Below are 16,661 nucleotides of genomic sequence, written 5' to 3' on the forward strand. Positions count from 1 at the left end.
GGGGCTCCGCCCCCGAACCCCGCCAAAGGGCTGAGCCCTTTGGGATCCCGGGACTCAGGCCGCCTTGGCTTCCAGCCGTCCCTCCAGCGGGAAGACCTTGGCGGGGTTGAGCATCCAGTCGGGGTCGAACACGGCTTTCACCCGCATCTGCTGCTCCAGGTCGGCCTGGGTGTACTGGAAGCGCATCAGCTCGCGCTTCTCGATGCCGACACCGTGCTCGCCGGTGAGGCAGCCGCCGACCTCGACGCAGAGCTTGAGGATCTCGTCGCCGGCGGCCTCGGCCTTCTGCAACTCGCCCGGCTTGTTGATGTCGAACAGGATCAGCGGGTGCAGGTTGCCGTCGCCGGCATGGAACACGTTGGCCACCCGCAGGCCGTGGCCGGCGCAGATCGCCCCGATGCGCTCCAGCACCGGCCCGAGCTGCCCGGTCGGGATGGTGCCGTCCATGCAGATGTAGTCGGAGATCCGGCCCGTGGCCCCGAAGGCCGACTTGCGGCCCTTCCAGATCGCGGCGGATTCCGCCTCCGAGCGGGAGACCCGCAGGCTGGTCGGCCGGAAATCCCGGGCGATCGCCTCGATGCGGGCCAGCATCGCGTCGCATTCGGCGTCCGAACCCTCGACCTCGATGATCAGCATCGCCTCCGCGTCGCGCGGGTAGCCGGCTTTCGCGAAATCCTCGGTGATCAGGATCGCCTCGCGGTCCATGTACTCGATCGCCACCGGGATGATGCCAGCCGCGATGATCGCGGCGACGCAATCGCCCGCATCCTCGACCTTCGAGAAGCCGACCAGCACCGGACGCGCGCCCTCGGCCGCCCGCAGGATCCGCACCGTCGCCTCGGTGACGATGCCGAGCTGGCCTTCCGATCCGCAGATGAGGCCCAGGAGATCGTAGCCGGGGCTGTCGAGGTGCTGGCCGCCGACCTCCACCACGGTGCCGTCGTTGAGCACCAGGGTGACGCCCAGCAGGTTGTTGGTGGTCACGCCGTATTTCAGGCAATGGGCGCCGCCGGAATTCATCGCGATGTTGCCCGCAATGGTGCAGGCGAGCTGGCTCGACGGGTCGGGGGCGTAGAAGAAGCCCTCATGGGCGACCGCGCCCGAGATCGCCAGGTTGGTGAGCCCACTCTGCACCCGGGCGGTGCGGTTCTCGAAATCGAGGTCCAGCACCTGGGTCATCTTGCCGACCCCCAGGATGATCGCGTCACCCTGCGCGATCGCCCCGCCGGCCAGCGACGTGCCGGCCCCCCGGGGCACCACACGGACGCCCTCGGCGTGGCAATAGGCCATCACGGCCGCCACCTCCCGGGTGGTCGAGGGCAGGACCACGGCCAGCGGCATCTGCCGGTAGGCGGTCAGCCCGTCGGTCTCGAAGGCCCGGCGCTCGTCCTCGCTGGTCACCAGCGCTTCCGGGGCGACCAGGGGCGCGAGGCCCGCCAGGATCGCCTCCCGCCGGGCGAGGATTTTGGGGTCGGGCTCGGGGAAGCGGATGGTCATGGGGCTCGGGCCCTCTCTCGATCTGGCGTATCGGGAGCATGGACCCGCTGGAGCGGGCCTTCAACCGTCCGGCGGACAGAGTGGGGCGGCATGTCGTCCCGGCGTCACATTTCAACCATGACGGCTCCCTAGCGTCGAAAACCTCGCTTCGCATCGCCGCTCGCGGCGCCGGATCCGCCCGACGGGTCCAGAACGGAACCGATGAACGCTCCCGCCTCCAGCGCCCTGCGCGACGACCTTTACGATTCCGCGGCCGCGAACCTCGCCACCACCCGCGATGTCGGGATCCGCAGCCTGCAGCTGGGCATCGCCGCCCTGCAGGAGACCAGCGCGGCGTTCCAGGGCCGGCTCGGCGTGGCCTTCGAGGAGGCGGTGCAGACCATCCTGCAGAGCAAGGGCCGGGTGATCGTCAGCGGCATCGGCAAGAGCGGCCATATCGGCCGCAAGATCGCCGCGACCCTGGCCTCCACGGGCACCCACGCCTTCTTCGTCCACCCCACCGAGGCGAGCCACGGCGATCTCGGCATGATCGCCCGCGACGACGTGATCGTCGCCCTGTCCTGGTCCGGAGAGACCGCGGAGCTGTCCGACCTCGTCGGGTTCAGCCGCCGCTTCTCGATTCCCCTGGTCGCCATCACCCGCAACGGCGCCAGCACGCTCGGCAAGGCCGCCGACGTGCTTCTGGAGCTGCCGCGGGTGCGCGAATCCTGCCCGCACGACCTCGCCCCGACCTCCTCGAGCCTGATCCAGCTGGCGCTCGGCGACGCCCTGGCGGTGGCGCTGCTGGAGCGGCGCGGCTTCACCTCGGCGCGCTTCCACACCCTCCATCCCGGCGGAACGCTCGCGGCCCGGCTCAAGACCGTGCAGCAGGTGATGCACGGCCCCCAGGACATGCCGCTGGTCTCCGACACCGCCCTGATGTCCGAGGTGCTGATCGAGATCGCCGCGCGCCGCTACGGCTGCGTCGGCGTCACCGACGCCGCCGGCCGTCTGGTCGGCATCGTCACGGACGGCGACCTGCGCCGCCATATGGGACCCGAGATCCTCGACACCCCGGTCTCGGCGATCATGACCCGCGAACCGATCACCGTGGAGCCGCACAAGCTCGCCCAGGCCGCCCTGGAGCTGATGAACCGCCGGCTGATCACCGCGGTCTTCGCGGTCACGGACGGCCGGCCTGTGGGCATCGTCCACGTCCACGACCTGCTGCGCGCCGGCATCGCCTGAACGGTCGGTATCCGGCCGGCTTAAACCGAGGATACTCCCATCCAACCCCCTCATCCTGAGGTGCCGAAGCGGAGCGGAGGCCTCGAAGGAGGCTTCCAGGGATCGCGCGGCAGGCTGGAAGGCTCCTTCGAGGCTCGCTTCGCTCACACCTCAGGATGAGGGCGTTGGTAGGATTGTCGAAATTTCGATAGCCAGTGAATTTGGCGGGTCAAAATATTACAGTCGCGCCAGCAGCTCCGCCTTCTTGTCCGAAAATTCCCGCTCGGTGAGCACGCCCCGGGCGTGCAGCTCCGCCAGCCGCTCGATCGTCGCCAGCACGTCGCCGGACGGTGACGCCTCCGGCTTGGACGCGGCCGGCTGCGGGGGGGAGGCCGGCGGTGCGGCCGGATCGACCTGCCGGGGGGCGGCCGTCTCCGCCTCGATCCGGCGCAGGCGGTCGAGGGCCACGACGCCCCGCGGTCCGGTGAAGTCGAGGCTGCCGTTCGCCTGCGACACCCCGGAGATGTGGTGCTCGCCGGTATCGTAGAGCGCGATGCCGGAGCCCGATTCGATGGCGAGCCGCCGCGTGTCCGGGAAATAGGCGTAGCGCATGCCGTTCTGCGAGCCGGTGCTCGCCGGAGCCCCCAGGCCGGCGGGCCACCACTCGCCGCCGCCGCGCCGCGATTCAGGGCCGGCCTCCGAGAACCCGCCCGCGGGCAGCGCTGCGGAGAGCTCGGTGCAGAGGGCGTCGACGCGGGCCTTCAGGCCGTCGTCGAACATCCGGCCGACCATCACCATGCCGCCGGAAAACCACTGGCCCATCCCGCCGAGATCGGGATGGTCGAACTGCGCCATCGTGCCGTGCCCGCGCTCCAGCGCCTGGACCAGATGGCGCACCGCGTCGAGGCTCACGCCGTGGCGCTCGGCCACGCTGCGCAGGCCCGAGGCATGGTCGAACCCGCCCTCGTCCAGGAACGAATCGGGGGCGGCGGTGCCGCCGGGCGGGACCGAGGGTTTCGGGTCCATGGGCGAGCTCCGATCGTCGCCGGCGGCCATGATGGCCAGGGCCGGCGCTGTTGCGCTGCCGACACAATCCCTGGTCGTATGCTCCGGTTCCGGATTCCCTCAGGTGCCGGACTGGGGGAACGGGCCGGCGATGACGAAGTCGGCGATCGGCCGGCGGCCGTTCGGAGCCTCGCGCGGCCGCTGCTCCTCGGTGAGGTCGGCCTCCGCGACCTTGCGGCCCACCGCGAAGGCGGCCTCGACCCGGTGGTTCTCGGGCAGGCGCAGCACCTCGGGGGCGCGGACATGGTCGAACCCGGTCATGCCGTGGGCGTGCCAGCCCTGGCGGAACGCCTGGAGCTGGAAGGCCAGCGAGGCGGTCCCGGTATCGAACGAATGGCTGTAGGACGGCTTCAGTTCGTCGCCGACCTTCATGAGCCCGTTCGAGACCAGGAACAGGATCGCGCCGGTGCCCGAGACCCATTTCTGGTTGCCGGGTACGAGCAGGCCGAAGAACGTGTCCCAGTTCGCGTCGCCCCGCAGCGCGTAGAGGAAGCGCCAGGGCTGCGAATTGTATGCGGAGGGCGACCAGCGCGCCGCCTCGATCATCCGCAGCAGCTCGGCTTCGGGCAGCGCCTCGCCCGTGAAGGCGCGGGGCGAGTGCCGCGCCACGAAGATCGGATCGATGTCGTGGTCGGGCTGGCGGGACGGGGGCAGGCTCACGGGAATCGACTCCGGCACGGTTACGCTTCGGGTAGCGCCGACACTGCCCGAAATGCTTGGCTGGTGGCAAACCCAGGCCACGCATTGCAGGGCCGCCATTCCCGTAGCGGAACGTCCGATCCTCGATCCCGAACTCCAAAGGATATCGCCTCGATTCAATCGTGTCTCCGAGAGATCTGTGTTGGGAATTAGTTTTGATCTCACGTTGGGAGTATTTAGCCGGTCTACAAACAGGTCTAGGTCGTGATCTAATTTTTAAGCTGATATTTTCGCGCTTGAAGGCCGAACGATGACAGCGCTGCCCAAGCAGTTTAAGTCGTCACGGTTTCCTCTCGTGTACAGACTTTCTTCTACGCCTTGCGTTCAACGTGTGCACCCGTGTAGAATTAATACGTCTTAGTTGCCAACATTACGTTGAGTGGCTTTTGATGCACTGTTGCGATCAAAGAGAACGGGTTACAGTTCTCTCGAATAAGAAACTAAATCGTGCGTAAATTAAAGCTCTTGAGGAAGACCAATCATGAATTTAAACAATGTTACCGGACACACGGCGGAGTCAATTTCTGAGACGTTCCGACTTAATTTTGTGCGATGGAATGATAGTAATGAATCTTGGATAGGCAACATTGCCTACGATATTCTTAGATCTGCTTCTATTGCTGGATCGCCTGCGATGCCGGGATTTGTCGAAGGTGAAACGTTCCACGTCCACGCCGAAGCGTTTTCCTATTTTGATCATTCGATCGTATCGGGGATCCAGGATTGGTATGCCCAAGCCCGCGCGATGGCTGCGCATTGGTCCTTGCAACATGGCCGAACTGAGCCGATCGAGCTGCCGGGAACGTGGTGTTTCGTAGCTCAACCTTGGAGTAATGTCTTCTGGCACTGGATATGCGAAGGTCTCGTCAAAATTTCGGCTTTCGAAGCTGCGGGCTTCACGGGCGGCTACATAGTCCCAGGTGGGGTGGGATTCGTTCGGAGATCGCTTGAATTGCTCAACATTGACCCATGTCGATTGCATTACTGCAGCGTACCTTACGCACACATAGAAAAACTTATCGTGCCGCATCGGTTTCGCGCACAGATCGACCTGCGGAATCACTTGGACGCGGTGGATTGGCTGAGGACGCACCTTGTATCCGGACAGTCAGCCGACGAACCACTTAAAATCTATGTGGCGCGGCGGGATAACCGTAGTATCGTCAACGAGGACGACCTCCTTACACTGTTGACGGAACACGGTTTTCGGCACGTTTCCATGGAAAACCTGGACTTTGCAGACCAAATTGCGTTGGTGTCGCGAACGGGTATTTTTGCCGGCCCCCATGGGTCCGCCTTTGCCCACACCATGTTCATGCCGCGCCGGTCATCGATAGTAGAAATATTTTCACCGACTTATGTGAATCCATGTATGTTGACGACATCTATGCATCTCAACCAAGACTACGCGATGGTTGTGGGCTATACCGATGCCGCAATAGGTCAACCGCGCGACTCCCCGATTCTAGCAAATATTGAGCTTGTAAAACTGTCACTGGAACGGGCAGAAGCTTTGGCTCAGTATTATAAATCGCGACGGGTAATATAGTCAGATTTCCGAGATGGAATGATCTTTCCCTGCTTGATTCCCGAGTTCGCCTACAAAAAACTAGAACAATGATGGATTCTTTCCATGGTCCGCAAGATTGCGGCGGGAACTTTGCAGGCGACTTCGGGAATGACTTTTCTTAATAGGGGCTGTGCAGAAACTATAGCCGACGACGTATATAAAATGCCTATTCAACGAACTCCCTGAAATAATTAATTGTTCTTGTTAGGCCTTCCTGTAGATTTATCGTTGGTTTCCAAGCAAGGGTTTGCTCAGCCTTTGTGATGTCCGGCCGTCTTTGCCGCGGATCATCCGTAGGCAGGGGGCAATAAATTAGCCGTGAAGATGAATCTGTTAGTTTTAGTATTAGATCTGACAGTTGTACAATCGTGAATTCTTCTGGATTACCAATATTAATCGGCCCTGTCACGTCGCTAGGACTAGACATAAGTCGGATAAATGCTTCAATCAAATCATCGACATAGCAGAAGGATCGGGTTTGTTTGCCGTCGCCATAAATCGTTATGTCTTTTCCTTGGAGGGCTTGCATGATGAGATTTGAAACAACCCGGCCATCGTTTGGAAGCATTCGCGGGCCATAAGTATTAAAAATACGCGCTACTTTGATCTGCAAATTATGCTGACGATGATAATCGAAAAACAAAGTTTCCGCGCAGCGCTTACCTTCATCGTAACATGAGCGGAGACCGATCGGGTTGACATGGCCCCAGTAACTCTCCGTCTGAGGGGTGAATTCAGGATCACCATAGACTTCTGAAGTAGATGCTTGAAAAATCTTCGCCCTTATTCTTTTTGCGAGGCCAAGCATATTTACTGCGCCCAAGACGCTAGTTTTGATTGTTTGTACCGGATCGAATTGATAGTGTATGGGTGAGGCGGGGCAGGCTAAATTGTAGATTTCATCAACTTCGACATATAGCGGAAAGGTTATATCGTGACGCATCAGCTCGAAGCGTGGGTTTTTGAGGAGATGAACGACGTTTTCGCGCGCGCCTGTGAAGAAATTGTCGACACACAAAACCTCGTGCCCATCGTTAAGGAGCCGCTCGCAGAGATGCGAACCAAGGAACCCACCTCCCCCTGTGACTAGGATTCGTTTGATTTTTCTACGCCGCAAAGCAATAATCCTTTTCTAAAGTAAAATTAAGCAACGTTATTTACTTACGTATTGTCGATATGGCCAAGTAAATCGAATGAACTTGTCCGCAATCGAACATAACACGTTGTTGGGCCGGTCACCCCTTTAATATATCACGCAGGGCCGTCCAACCGATCGAAAATTCAATCAGACCCGCAGGGGGCAACCCAAGCAGGTCTGTTCAAGATCCGCACGCCGCAGAGAGCGCGCGCTGCAGACGTTTCACGCCACGCTGCGCTCGATCTCCTCCTCGTCGCAGATCACGCCGGCATTACCCTCGAACTCGGCCGCGAGGTCCACGGGGGCGTGGGTCGGGGCCGCGGCGGCGCGGTCGCGCGCGAAGGTCGAGAGGAACAGCCGCATGACGTGGCGCACGCCCGCGTCGTTGATGGTGCGCTGGTCCTCGTTGTAGTAGCGGCCGGCATTCACGTTGCTGGTGACGATGTCGTAGGCGGGGAAATACACCGCCCGCGGATCGCCCCGGCCGACCACCTCGCCGGCGGCCACCCGCAGCACCGACTTGGAGTAGCTGTTCGACTCCATCACGTGCCGGTCCATGTATGTCGCGATCATCGGCACCGGCGAGACCGTGAAGATCACCCGGGCCTTGGGATTCACGCTCCAGAGCCGGTCCAGGAAGCCATTGAGGTCGCCCAGGACCTCGCCCGCACCGGCATTGACGCACTCGTACAGGTCCGGATCGAAGGTCCCGCCCGCGACCCCGGGGGCGAGCGGCAGCGCGGCGCCGTCGGCCCGCCAGCGCCAGCCCTCGGTGAGGCCGAGCGTCAGCACGAACACGTCGAGGGTCTCGAACAGGCGGCGCACCTCGGCCAGGTGCGCGTCGCGGGCCGCGATCACCTCGGCCTCGCTCGCAAATCCCGCCGGCTCGACGGTGGGGCGGAACGGGTCGACGTAGCGGCCGTCGTCGCGCAGCCACGCCTTCAGCTCCGGCTCGAATTGGCCGTAGGCCCGGTCGAACAGCTGCACGAACTGGCGCGTGTAGTAGAGGTTGCCGTACCGGGCCGAGAAGGTGCCGAACTGGCGGGCATTGGCCTCCTCGGCGCTCATGCCGGGCGGCGGCGGCTCGGTCAGGTAGTAGTTGAAGCCGGCGCCGCGCACCGCCTCGGCCACCCTTTGCGCGAAGCAGGAGCCGCCGGTGGCGACCTTGTCGGTCGGCCCGATCGCGAACGTGTCCTTCGGGTGCGGATTGACCGCGAAGGGCGGCACGTTGGTCACGACCTTGCGCCAGAATCGCTCGGCCGGTAGACCCGTATACGGATTCAACGCCATCTTCGAACCCTCTTCTTCACGACGGCAAGATCTTCACGACGGCGTGCGCCCTCGGGGATGCCGAGCCGTCCGCTGACACCGGCACGCGACGTGGCCCTGAACGATCTGCCCCGGCGCGCCCGCAGCGCGTTGTCCCTGTCGACCCCCAGTTGGGCGCCCACCTGGGCGACACCATGGCGAAACCGCGCGCGCGCCGCCACCACGCGCGACGGGCCGGCCATCGCGGTGCTGGGCAATTGCCAGGCCCGGGGCATCGCCCAGGCGATACGCCTGCTCGCGCCGAAGAGCCCCGTGCGCTACCTGCCCATGGGCTCGCTCAAGCGCGACCACGGCCATGTCGACGGCCTGATCCGGACGCTGCGCTCCCACGACCACGTCTTCTCTCAGGTCTTCCCGGGCGGCCTGATCCCGGGCGGCGATATCGCGACCGTTCGAGCGGCCGATCCGCGGCTCAAGCTGTTCCCGTCGATCGTGTTCTCGGCGTTCCATCCGGACATGGTCTATGTCGGCCAGGCCTCGGACCTCGCGGCGCTCAAGCTCGCGCCCTCGCCGATGGGGCAGTACCACTCGGCGATCGTCCTCTGCGCCCACCGGCTCGGCCTCGATGCCGGGCGCACCGCCGGCCTGTTCCGCGAGGACGTGTTCCGGCGGCTCGGCTATCTCGACCATTGGGATCCGGCCGTGCACGAGCTGGTCGGGTCCGCCGCCGCCCTGGGCTTCGGCCTCGACCGGGAGGTGACCCGGTGGGCGCGCCGGGGCGCGTTCATGCACGTGATGAACCACCCCAAGGCGTTCGTCATCGGCGACATCGCCCGGCGGCTGCTGCAGGAGGGCGGGCTCGCGCCCCAGCCCGTGGAGATCGAGGATTACCTCGGCGACGAGCTGGCCCAGGACGTGGTCTGGCCGCTCTACCCGGCGATCGCGGAGCATTTCGGGCTGACCGGCTCGTTCCTGTTCAAGATGAAGCCCCGAGGCGAGGACTTCCCGACGCTCTACGACCTGCCGGGCTTCATCGCGGCGAGTTTTTCCATCTACGACGCGATGCCGGCCGGCGATCTTGCCTGCCAGCGGGTGGATGCGTGGCTCGCCGCGCCCGAGATCGTCGCGCTGTTCCGGGCCGGTTAGAGCGCTCGCCGCCGAAGTGGACACCGGTTCGGCGCAAGCGAGCGCGTCATATCAATGACTTAGAGGCGAGCCCGATTGCAACGCGATCGGGAACGGCTCTAATCGCGGCCGGCTCAGCCCGCCGCGCAGAGCGGCGCGTCGCTCAGGCCCTCGACCATCATCCGGACCAGCCGGTTGACCGCCTGCACCTGGAACGGCTTGCGCAGGAACAGGCTGCCCGGGACGCCCCGGCCGCCGCTCGAATCGGTCGAGGTGTAGACCACCGGCCGGTCGGCATGGATCGCCCGGAAGGCGTGGGCCACGATCCAGCCGTCGATCAGCCCGGGCAGATGGATGTCGGTGAACAGCCAGTCGATCTCGTGGCCGCGCGTCCGCAGGAGCGTCAGCGCCGCCTCCCCCGTGGAGGCCTCGATCACCCGGATGCCCTGCGTCTCGCACAGGCTCGCGATGATCTCGAGGAGCAGGTAGCTATCCTCGACGATGAGGACGCACTGGGCGGGGTGCATGCGGAGGGTCCGGGGATCGCACGAAGTCTTTGATCGGAAGCGCTCGCTTGCGCCGAACCGGTATCCACGTCGACGGCGAGCGCTTCATGCGAATCAAGAACCGACAGGGTTGAGGATCTCTTAAAAGCCGCCGCGAAACCGGTATCCGGTGCTGTTGCATCGCGGCAACCGGCGGGGCGGAAATGGCTCCGCGCGACAGCCTCCTTGCACGATTGCCCCGGCATGGCCGCAATCCGGGCGCGTCAGCATTCGCGAGCGTGCGGCAGCGCACGCCGCCGACCGGCGCGGGCTCGCAGGACGCTCCGCGGCGCCGGCCTGAACCGTCGCTTAACCATCCGCGCCTATCACCGGCGCTCAGGACTACGCGGACCCGCCTCGAAGACCAGCAGCCGGCCTTCGGCACCGCTCGAGGAGTTGAACGATCATGCCCCAGCGTTTCCGCGCACTCGCCCTCGGCCTTTCTGTCTGCGCCGCCCTCGGGCTCGGCGCCTGCAGCAACGACAAGGACCTCGCCGACGCCTCCGCGTTCGGGGCAGGGGCCGCGACCCCGGGCAGCGCGCAGGACTTCGTCGTCAATATCGGCGACCGGGTCTTCTTCGAGTCGGATTCCACCGACCTGACGCCCACCGCCACCGCCACACTCGACAAGCAGGCGGCCTGGCTGCAGCGCTACCCGCGCTACACCTTCATCATCGAGGGCCATGCCGACGAGCGCGGCACCCGCGAGTACAACTTCTCCCTGGGCGCCCGCCGGGCCCAGTCGGTCAACGACTACCTGGCCACACGGGGCATCGGGGCGAACCGGATGCGCACCGTCTCCTACGGCAAGGAGCGCCCGGTGGCGGTGTGCAACGACATCTCGTGCTGGTCCCAGAACCGCCGCGCGGTGATCGTGCTCGACCGCGGCGCCGGGGCGTAAGTCTTCGCGGATCCGGCACCAAGCCACGTCCGCCTGCCGGTTCCTTCGAAGAACCGGCAGGCATTGCCGCGAAGAATTGGCCGGCCGCGGCTTCGACCTTTCCGCGCCGCAGTTTTGCCGCGGACCGGCGCATCTGATAGGGCCTCGCGCTTCCATCGGACCGCAGCCCATCATGCCCGCCCGCCTTCGCACACGCCTCGCGCTCACCACGATCCTCGGGGGCCTGCTCCTCGGTCATCCGGCCGCCGCGCAGGATGCCTCGGAACTGGTGGTGCGCCTGGGGCGCATCGAGAATCAGTCCCGGATCATGGCCGGGCAGATCGAGACCCTCCAGTACGAGAACCGGCAACTGAAAGAGCAGCTGCGCAAGTTCCAGGAGGATGTCGAGTTTCGCCTGAACGAGGGCAGGGGCGGCGGGAAGGCCGCTCCCTCGGCGGCGCCGGCACAGGCCCCATCGGGTACGGTCAACGGCGGCAACCCGGGCTCTGGGCGTCCGGGCAAGCGCGGCGACGCGTTCGATCCGGCGCAGGCTCCCGGCGCTCCCGGGGCGCCGATGCCGCTCGGCAGCACGCAGCCCTCTCCACCCCTGCCCCCGCGGGAGGCCGCCGAGGCGGCCCCTGTACGGCCGCAAGCTCTGCCCCGGCCCCCGATCGAGGATGAGGATCCGGATGCCGAGGGTGCCGCTCCCGGCTACGACGAGCCTGTGGACCTGCGCCCGCCCGCCCGCACCGGTGCGATCCCGGTCCCGGCGCCCCGCCCGGCCGAGAGTGTCGCCGCGACCCGGACGGGCGACCCGGCCGCCGATTACGACGCCGCTGTGGAGCTGTACCGCTCCAAGCAGTACGAGCAGGCCGAGATGGGTCTGCGCCAGTTCATCCAGTCGCATCCGCGCGACAACCGGATCGCCGGCGCGACCTACTGGCTGGGCGAGAGCTACCTGGCCCGGGGCCGCAACCGCGAGGCGGCCGAGCAATTCCTGAAGGTCTCCACCGACTATGCCCGCTCATCCCAGGCGCCGGACGCGATGCTGAAGCTCGGCGTCACGCTCAACGCACTCGGAGCCCGCGAGCAGGCCTGCGCGACGCTCGCCGAGCTGGACCGAAAATTCCCCAATGCCGGCACCAACGTCCGCCAGGGCGTTGCCCGGGAGCAGAAGCGCGCCCGCTGCGCGGCCTGATCGGGATCCCAAAGGGCTTGAGCCCTTTGGCGGGGTGTCGGGGCAGAGCCCCGATGGACCAGGGCTCTGCCCTGGACCCGCAAAAGGTCCCGGACCTTTTGAATCCATGACTGGTCTGCCGGACGACCCGGTTCTCCGCGCCCTCGGGCCCTGGCTCGGCCGGTCCGACCGGGGCGTGCTGCTGGCCGTCTCGGGCGGCCCTGATTCGAGCGCCCTGATGCACGCCGCCGCGGCCCTCGGTGCGTCCGTACAGGTCGCCACCGTCGATCACGGCCTGCGCCCGGATTCCGGCCCGGAGGCCGAGGGGGTCGGCCGGGCAGCCCGGGCGCTCGGCCTGCCGCACGCGATCCTGGCCTGGGCGGGGCCAAAGCCCGGCGCCGGCTTGCAGGACGCGGCCCGGACCGCCCGCTATCGGCTGCTGACCGCGCATGCGGAGGCGATCGGCGCCGGCCTCGTGCTCACCGGTCATACCCAGGATGACCAGGCCGAGACCGTGCTGATGCGGCTTGCGGCCGGCAGCGGCCCGGCCGGGCTCGCCGGCATGCGGGCCGAACGAGCGCTCGCCCCCGGCATCACCCTCGGGCGGCCGTTCCTGGCCCTGCCGAAGGCGACCCTGACGGCCTGGTGTGAGACCCGCGGCATCCCGCATGTCCGCGACCCTGCCAATGCCGATCCGCGCTTCGCCCGCGCCCGGCTGCGCGCCGCCTGGGCCGCCCTGGAGCGCGAGGGCCTGAACCCGGCGCGTCTCGCGCGCCTCGCCGAGCGGGCCGCCCGGGACGACGACGCCCTTCGGGGCGCGGCCGAGCAGGCCTTTGCGGCGGCTCTGCTGCCGGCAAAGAATACCGACGGTGCCGCCTTGCGCCTCGACGGCGCCGTGCTGGCGGCTCTGCCGGAGGCCACCGCCCTGCGCTGCCTCGACGCCGCCCTGGTCCGGGCTGGCGCTGCGCCGCGCCGGCTGGAGCGCCTCGAATCCTTGGTGCTCGGGGCGCTGCTGCCGGCCCTGCGCCGCCGGGAGCCGATCCGGCGGACCCTGGCGGGGATTTTGGTCGCCGCGGATGCGGCCGGCACCGTGAGCCTCGCGCCCGCGCCGCCCCGGCGTCCCAGGTCGGCGGACAGGACCATGGATTGAAGAACGGATGTTCCCCTCGCCGCAGGGGGGACCGGCTTACTTGGCAAGGAAGCCCCCCCCGCCTACATTGGCGAGGTGTGCACGGATGGACCGGCAAAGCCGCGCGATGTGTCCGTCTAGGGGGCCGCACGCACCAAGGATCGATCGATGAACCCGAATTTTCGCAACTTTGCCTTGTGGGTCGTCATCTTCCTGCTGGTGCTGGCCCTCGTCACCCTGTTCCAGAACCCGGGTCACCGGGGCGGCGGCAGCGAAATCGCCTACAGCCAGCTCCTCAACGACGCCGATTCCGGCAAGATCCAGTCGGTTGTGATTTCCGGGCAGGACGTGTCCGGCACCTATGTCGGCGGCGGCAATTTCACCAGCTACGCCCCCAACGACCCGAGCCTGGTCTCCAAGCTCCAGGGCAAGGGCGTGACGATCACCGCCCGTCCGCCGTCGGACAACACCCCCTGGTTCATCCAGCTGCTCGTGAGCTGGCTGCCGATTCTCGTCTTCATCGGCGCCTGGATCTTCCTGAGCCGCCAGATGCAGTCCGGTGCCGGCCGCGCCATGGGTTTTGGCAAGTCGAAGGCGAAGCTCCTGAACGAGGCCCATGGCCGCGTGTCGTTCGATGACGTCGCCGGCGTCGAGGAGGCCAAGGAAGACCTCCAGGAGATCGTGGAATTCCTCCGCGACCCCCAAAAATTCCAGCGCCTCGGCGGCCGGATCCCCCGCGGCGTGCTGCTCGTCGGCCCGCCCGGCACCGGTAAGACCCTGATCGCCCGGGCGGTCGCGGGCGAGGCCAACGTGCCGTTCTTCACCATCTCGGGCTCCGACTTCGTCGAGATGTTCGTGGGCGTCGGCGCCAGCCGCGTGCGCGACATGTTCGAGCAGGCCAAGAAGAACGCTCCCTGCATCATCTTCATCGACGAGATCGACGCGGTCGGCCGTCATCGCGGCGCGGGTCTCGGCGGCGGCAACGACGAGCGCGAGCAGACCCTGAACCAGCTCCTCGTCGAGATGGACGGGTTCGAGGCCAACGAGGGCGTCATCATCATCGCGGCGACCAACCGCCCCGACGTGCTCGACCCGGCTTTGCTGCGTCCGGGCCGGTTCGACCGCCAGATCATGGTGCCGAACCCGGACGTCACCGGCCGCGAGCGCATCCTTCGGGTCCACGTCCGCAAGGTGCCGCTGGCTCCCGATGTCGACCTCAAGGTGATCGCCCGCGGCACCCCCGGCTTCTCGGGCGCCGACCTGATGAACCTCGTCAACGAGTCGGCCCTGCTGGCCGCCCGTCGCGGCAAGCGCATCGTCACGATGCACGAGTTCGAGGACGCCAAGGACAAGGTCATGATGGGCGCCGAGCGGCGCACCCTGGTGATGACCGAGGACGAGAAGCGGCTCACCGCCTATCACGAGGGCGGCCACGCCATCGTGGCGTTCAACGTCCCGGCCACCGACCCGGTGCACAAGGCGACCATCATCCCGCGCGGTCGGGCGCTCGGCATGGTCATGCAGCTGCCTGAGCGCGACAAGCTCTCCATGAGCTTCGAGCAGATGACCTCGCGGCTGGCGATCATGATGGGCGGCCGCATCGCCGAGGAGATGACCTTCGGCCGGGACAAGGTGACCTCGGGCGCCCAGTCGGACATCGAGCAGGCGACCCGGCTCGCCAAGATGATGGTGACCCGCTGGGGCTTCTCGCCCGAGCTCGGCACCGTGGCCTACGGCGAGAACAACGACGAGGTCTTCCTCGGCATGTCGATGGGACGGCAGCAGACCGTCTCGGAATCGACCGCCCAGAAGATCGACGCCGAGGTCCGCCGCCTGGTCGAGACCGGCCTGGAGGAGGCCCGTCGCATCCTGGCCGAGCACAAGGACGACCTGGAGGCACTGGCCCAGGGGCTGCTCGAATACGAGACCCTTTCGGGCGACGAGATCCGCAACCTCCTGAAGGGCCAGCCCCCGATCCGCGACGGCGGCGACGTGCCCCCGGCCCCGGCCCGGGGCTCCTCGGTCCCCTCCGCCGGCCGCGGCCGCCCGAAGGAGAGCGACGGCGGCCTGGAGCCCCAGCCGCAGGCTTGAGCCGGGCTGTGAGTTGAGACGAGAAGGGCGCCGCGAGGCGCCTTTTTTTGTTGGGTTTTTGGGTCTTGGCCTCCTGTCGGATAGGCGCTGTGGCCGCGTGCGTATCTCCCTCCCCCGCAGAGGCTAAGATGTTCACACAACCCTGGCCGAGACGCGCTCTCCTCCCCGCAAGGGGGAGGGGAAAAGCGCCTTTCTTTCAGAACCTTGGCGCTCGGGAGAGAAGTGTGAATCCGGTAGCCCGCAGAGGGGGGAGGGAAGGCGCGTGGCAGTTCCGGACCGAGCATCCCGCCGGCCCCGCATGACATTCCGCCCCGGCTGTCCAGGATCGCCTCCCGAAAGCTCGGCCGGTGGCTCGGCTCTCGGCGGCGAATCGGAAAGACCGGGGCCGGGATCTGTCTGAGTCGCGCACCCGATGGCGTTGTCCGTGTATCTCGTCGTCGGTCTTGGGGCCGCGGTCGCCGGCTTCGTGCAGGGTCTGTCGGGCTTCGCGTTCGGGCTGGTGGCCCTGTCGTTCTGGGCCTGGGTGATCGACCCGCAGCTCGCCGCCGTGCTGGCGGTCGCCGGGTCTCTCACCGGCCAGGTCGTGGCCGCCGTTACGGTCCGGCGCGGCTTCGACCGGGCGCGCCTGGCGCCGTTCCTGCTGGGCGGGCTGGCCGGCATTCCGCTCGGGGTGATGCTGCTGCCCCACCTCAATGCCGACTGGTTCAAGCTGGTGCTCGGCACCCTGCTGGTGGTCTGGTGCCCGGCGATGCTGCTGACCAAGGACCTGCCGCGGATCACCACGGGCGGACGGCTGGCGGATGCCGCGGTCGGGCTGAGCGGCGGCCTGCTCGGTGGGCTCGGCGGCTTCACCGGCACGCTGCCGACCCTGTGGTGCGTCCTGCGCGGCTACGAGCGGGACGTGCAGCGCACGATCATCCAGAACTTCAACCTGGCGATGCTCGCCGTCACGATGCTCGTCTATCTCGGCTCCGGCCTCGTGACCCGGAGCGCCCTGCCGATGCTGGCCGTGGTGCTGCCGGCCATGCTGATCCCGGTCCTGCTGGGCACCCGGGTCTATGTGGGTTTGAGCGAGACCGCCTTCCGCCGGGTGGTGCTCGGGCTCCTGACCGTCTCGGGCGTCACGCTGCTGGCGGCGGCGCTCCCGCGGGTGCTGTAAGGCACCGCCCCATTTCGACCGTCTTTGTCGCGGAGCACCCGGGGCAATCCAATCTGCTAAGGTCTGTCGGGCTACCCTGTCGCCGCGTTGGCCGGACGAGAGGCCCGGCAC

At 66.5% G+C, this 16,661-nt stretch carries 14 protein-coding genes; 8 read left to right on the forward strand and 6 right to left on the reverse strand.

The features are described 5' to 3' along the window. Positions 1–54: 54 nt before the first annotated feature. Positions 55–1,497, reverse strand: coding sequence for an FAD-linked oxidase C-terminal domain-containing protein (locus MKL09_RS04530; protein ID WP_244018341.1), 1,443 nt, complete (start codon positions 1,495–1,497; stop codon positions 55–57). Between the two features lie 201 nt (positions 1,498–1,698). Here MKL09_RS04530 and MKL09_RS04535 point away from each other — a divergent pair, with 201 nt between their 5' ends. Next, positions 1,699–2,724 carry an SIS domain-containing protein gene (locus MKL09_RS04535; protein WP_244018343.1) on the forward strand — a complete coding sequence of 342 codons (1,026 nt, stop codon included), beginning with the start codon at positions 1,699–1,701 and terminating at the stop codon, positions 2,722–2,724. Positions 2,725–2,940: 216 nt separating this feature from the next. Here the strand turns inward: MKL09_RS04535 and MKL09_RS04540 are convergent, their stop codons facing one another. Both MKL09_RS04540 and MKL09_RS04545 read right to left on the reverse strand, forming a co-directional pair. Further along, positions 2,941–3,729, reverse strand: coding sequence for an SHOCT domain-containing protein (locus MKL09_RS04540; protein ID WP_244018345.1), 789 nt, complete (start codon positions 3,727–3,729; stop codon positions 2,941–2,943). A 99-nt stretch (positions 3,730–3,828) separates the two neighbouring features. Next, the gene (locus MKL09_RS04545; protein WP_244018347.1) at positions 3,829–4,428 is read right to left on the reverse strand and encodes a nitroreductase family protein; all 600 of its coding nucleotides are present in this window, start codon (positions 4,426–4,428) and stop codon (positions 3,829–3,831) included. A 520-nt stretch (positions 4,429–4,948) separates the two neighbouring features. Between MKL09_RS04545 and MKL09_RS04550 the strand changes: the two genes are divergently transcribed. Next, entirely contained in the window at positions 4,949–6,016 is a 1,068-nt protein-coding gene (locus tag MKL09_RS04550) for a glycosyltransferase family 61 protein (protein ID WP_244018349.1), read from the forward strand. A gap of 187 nt (positions 6,017–6,203) precedes the next feature. Here the strand turns inward: MKL09_RS04550 and MKL09_RS04555 are convergent, their stop codons facing one another. Then, the gene (locus MKL09_RS04555) at positions 6,204–7,154 is read right to left on the reverse strand and encodes a UDP-glucuronic acid decarboxylase family protein (RefSeq protein WP_244018351.1); all 951 of its coding nucleotides are present in this window, start codon (positions 7,152–7,154) and stop codon (positions 6,204–6,206) included. 243 nt (positions 7,155–7,397) lie between these two features. Next, entirely contained in the window at positions 7,398–8,465 is a 1,068-nt protein-coding gene (locus tag MKL09_RS04560) for a GSCFA domain-containing protein (protein ID WP_244018353.1), read from the reverse strand. A 90-nt stretch (positions 8,466–8,555) separates the two neighbouring features. Here MKL09_RS04560 and MKL09_RS04565 point away from each other — a divergent pair, with 90 nt between their 5' ends. After that, positions 8,556–9,590 (forward strand): WcbI family polysaccharide biosynthesis putative acetyltransferase, encoded by a 1,035-nt coding sequence (locus tag MKL09_RS04565; protein WP_244018355.1) that lies wholly within the window; start codon positions 8,556–8,558, stop codon positions 9,588–9,590. Between the two features lie 113 nt (positions 9,591–9,703). On the opposite strand, the gene MKL09_RS04570 is transcribed toward MKL09_RS04565, so the two are convergent. Continuing rightward, positions 9,704–10,096: a response regulator gene (locus MKL09_RS04570; protein WP_244018357.1), complete on the reverse strand. Its 393-nt coding sequence runs from the start codon at positions 10,094–10,096 to the stop codon at positions 9,704–9,706. A gap of 424 nt (positions 10,097–10,520) precedes the next feature. Here MKL09_RS04570 and pal point away from each other — a divergent pair, with 424 nt between their 5' ends. The 5 genes from pal (at position 10,521) to MKL09_RS04595 (ending at position 16,550) form a co-directional block, all read left to right on the forward strand. Continuing rightward, positions 10,521–11,015, forward strand: coding sequence for a peptidoglycan-associated lipoprotein Pal (gene pal, locus MKL09_RS04575; protein ID WP_244018359.1), 495 nt, complete (start codon positions 10,521–10,523; stop codon positions 11,013–11,015). Between the two features lie 172 nt (positions 11,016–11,187). Continuing rightward, complete coding sequence (ybgF, locus tag MKL09_RS04580; protein ID WP_244018361.1) at positions 11,188–12,192, forward strand: tol-pal system protein YbgF; 1,005 nt, start codon at positions 11,188–11,190, stop codon at positions 12,190–12,192. A gap of 106 nt (positions 12,193–12,298) precedes the next feature. Then, the gene (tilS, locus tag MKL09_RS04585; RefSeq protein ID WP_244018363.1) at positions 12,299–13,321 is read left to right on the forward strand and encodes a tRNA lysidine(34) synthetase TilS; all 1,023 of its coding nucleotides are present in this window, start codon (positions 12,299–12,301) and stop codon (positions 13,319–13,321) included. 147 nt (positions 13,322–13,468) lie between these two features. Continuing rightward, positions 13,469–15,391 (forward strand): ATP-dependent zinc metalloprotease FtsH, encoded by a 1,923-nt coding sequence (gene ftsH, locus MKL09_RS04590; RefSeq protein WP_244018365.1) that lies wholly within the window; start codon positions 13,469–13,471, stop codon positions 15,389–15,391. A gap of 412 nt (positions 15,392–15,803) precedes the next feature. Further along, entirely contained in the window at positions 15,804–16,550 is a 747-nt protein-coding gene (locus tag MKL09_RS04595) for a sulfite exporter TauE/SafE family protein (protein ID WP_244018367.1), read from the forward strand. Positions 16,551–16,661: the final 111 nt, after the last annotated feature.

The organism is Methylobacterium sp. J-048, from assembly GCF_022829515.1.
Lineage (GTDB): Bacteria > Pseudomonadota > Alphaproteobacteria > Rhizobiales > Beijerinckiaceae > Methylobacterium.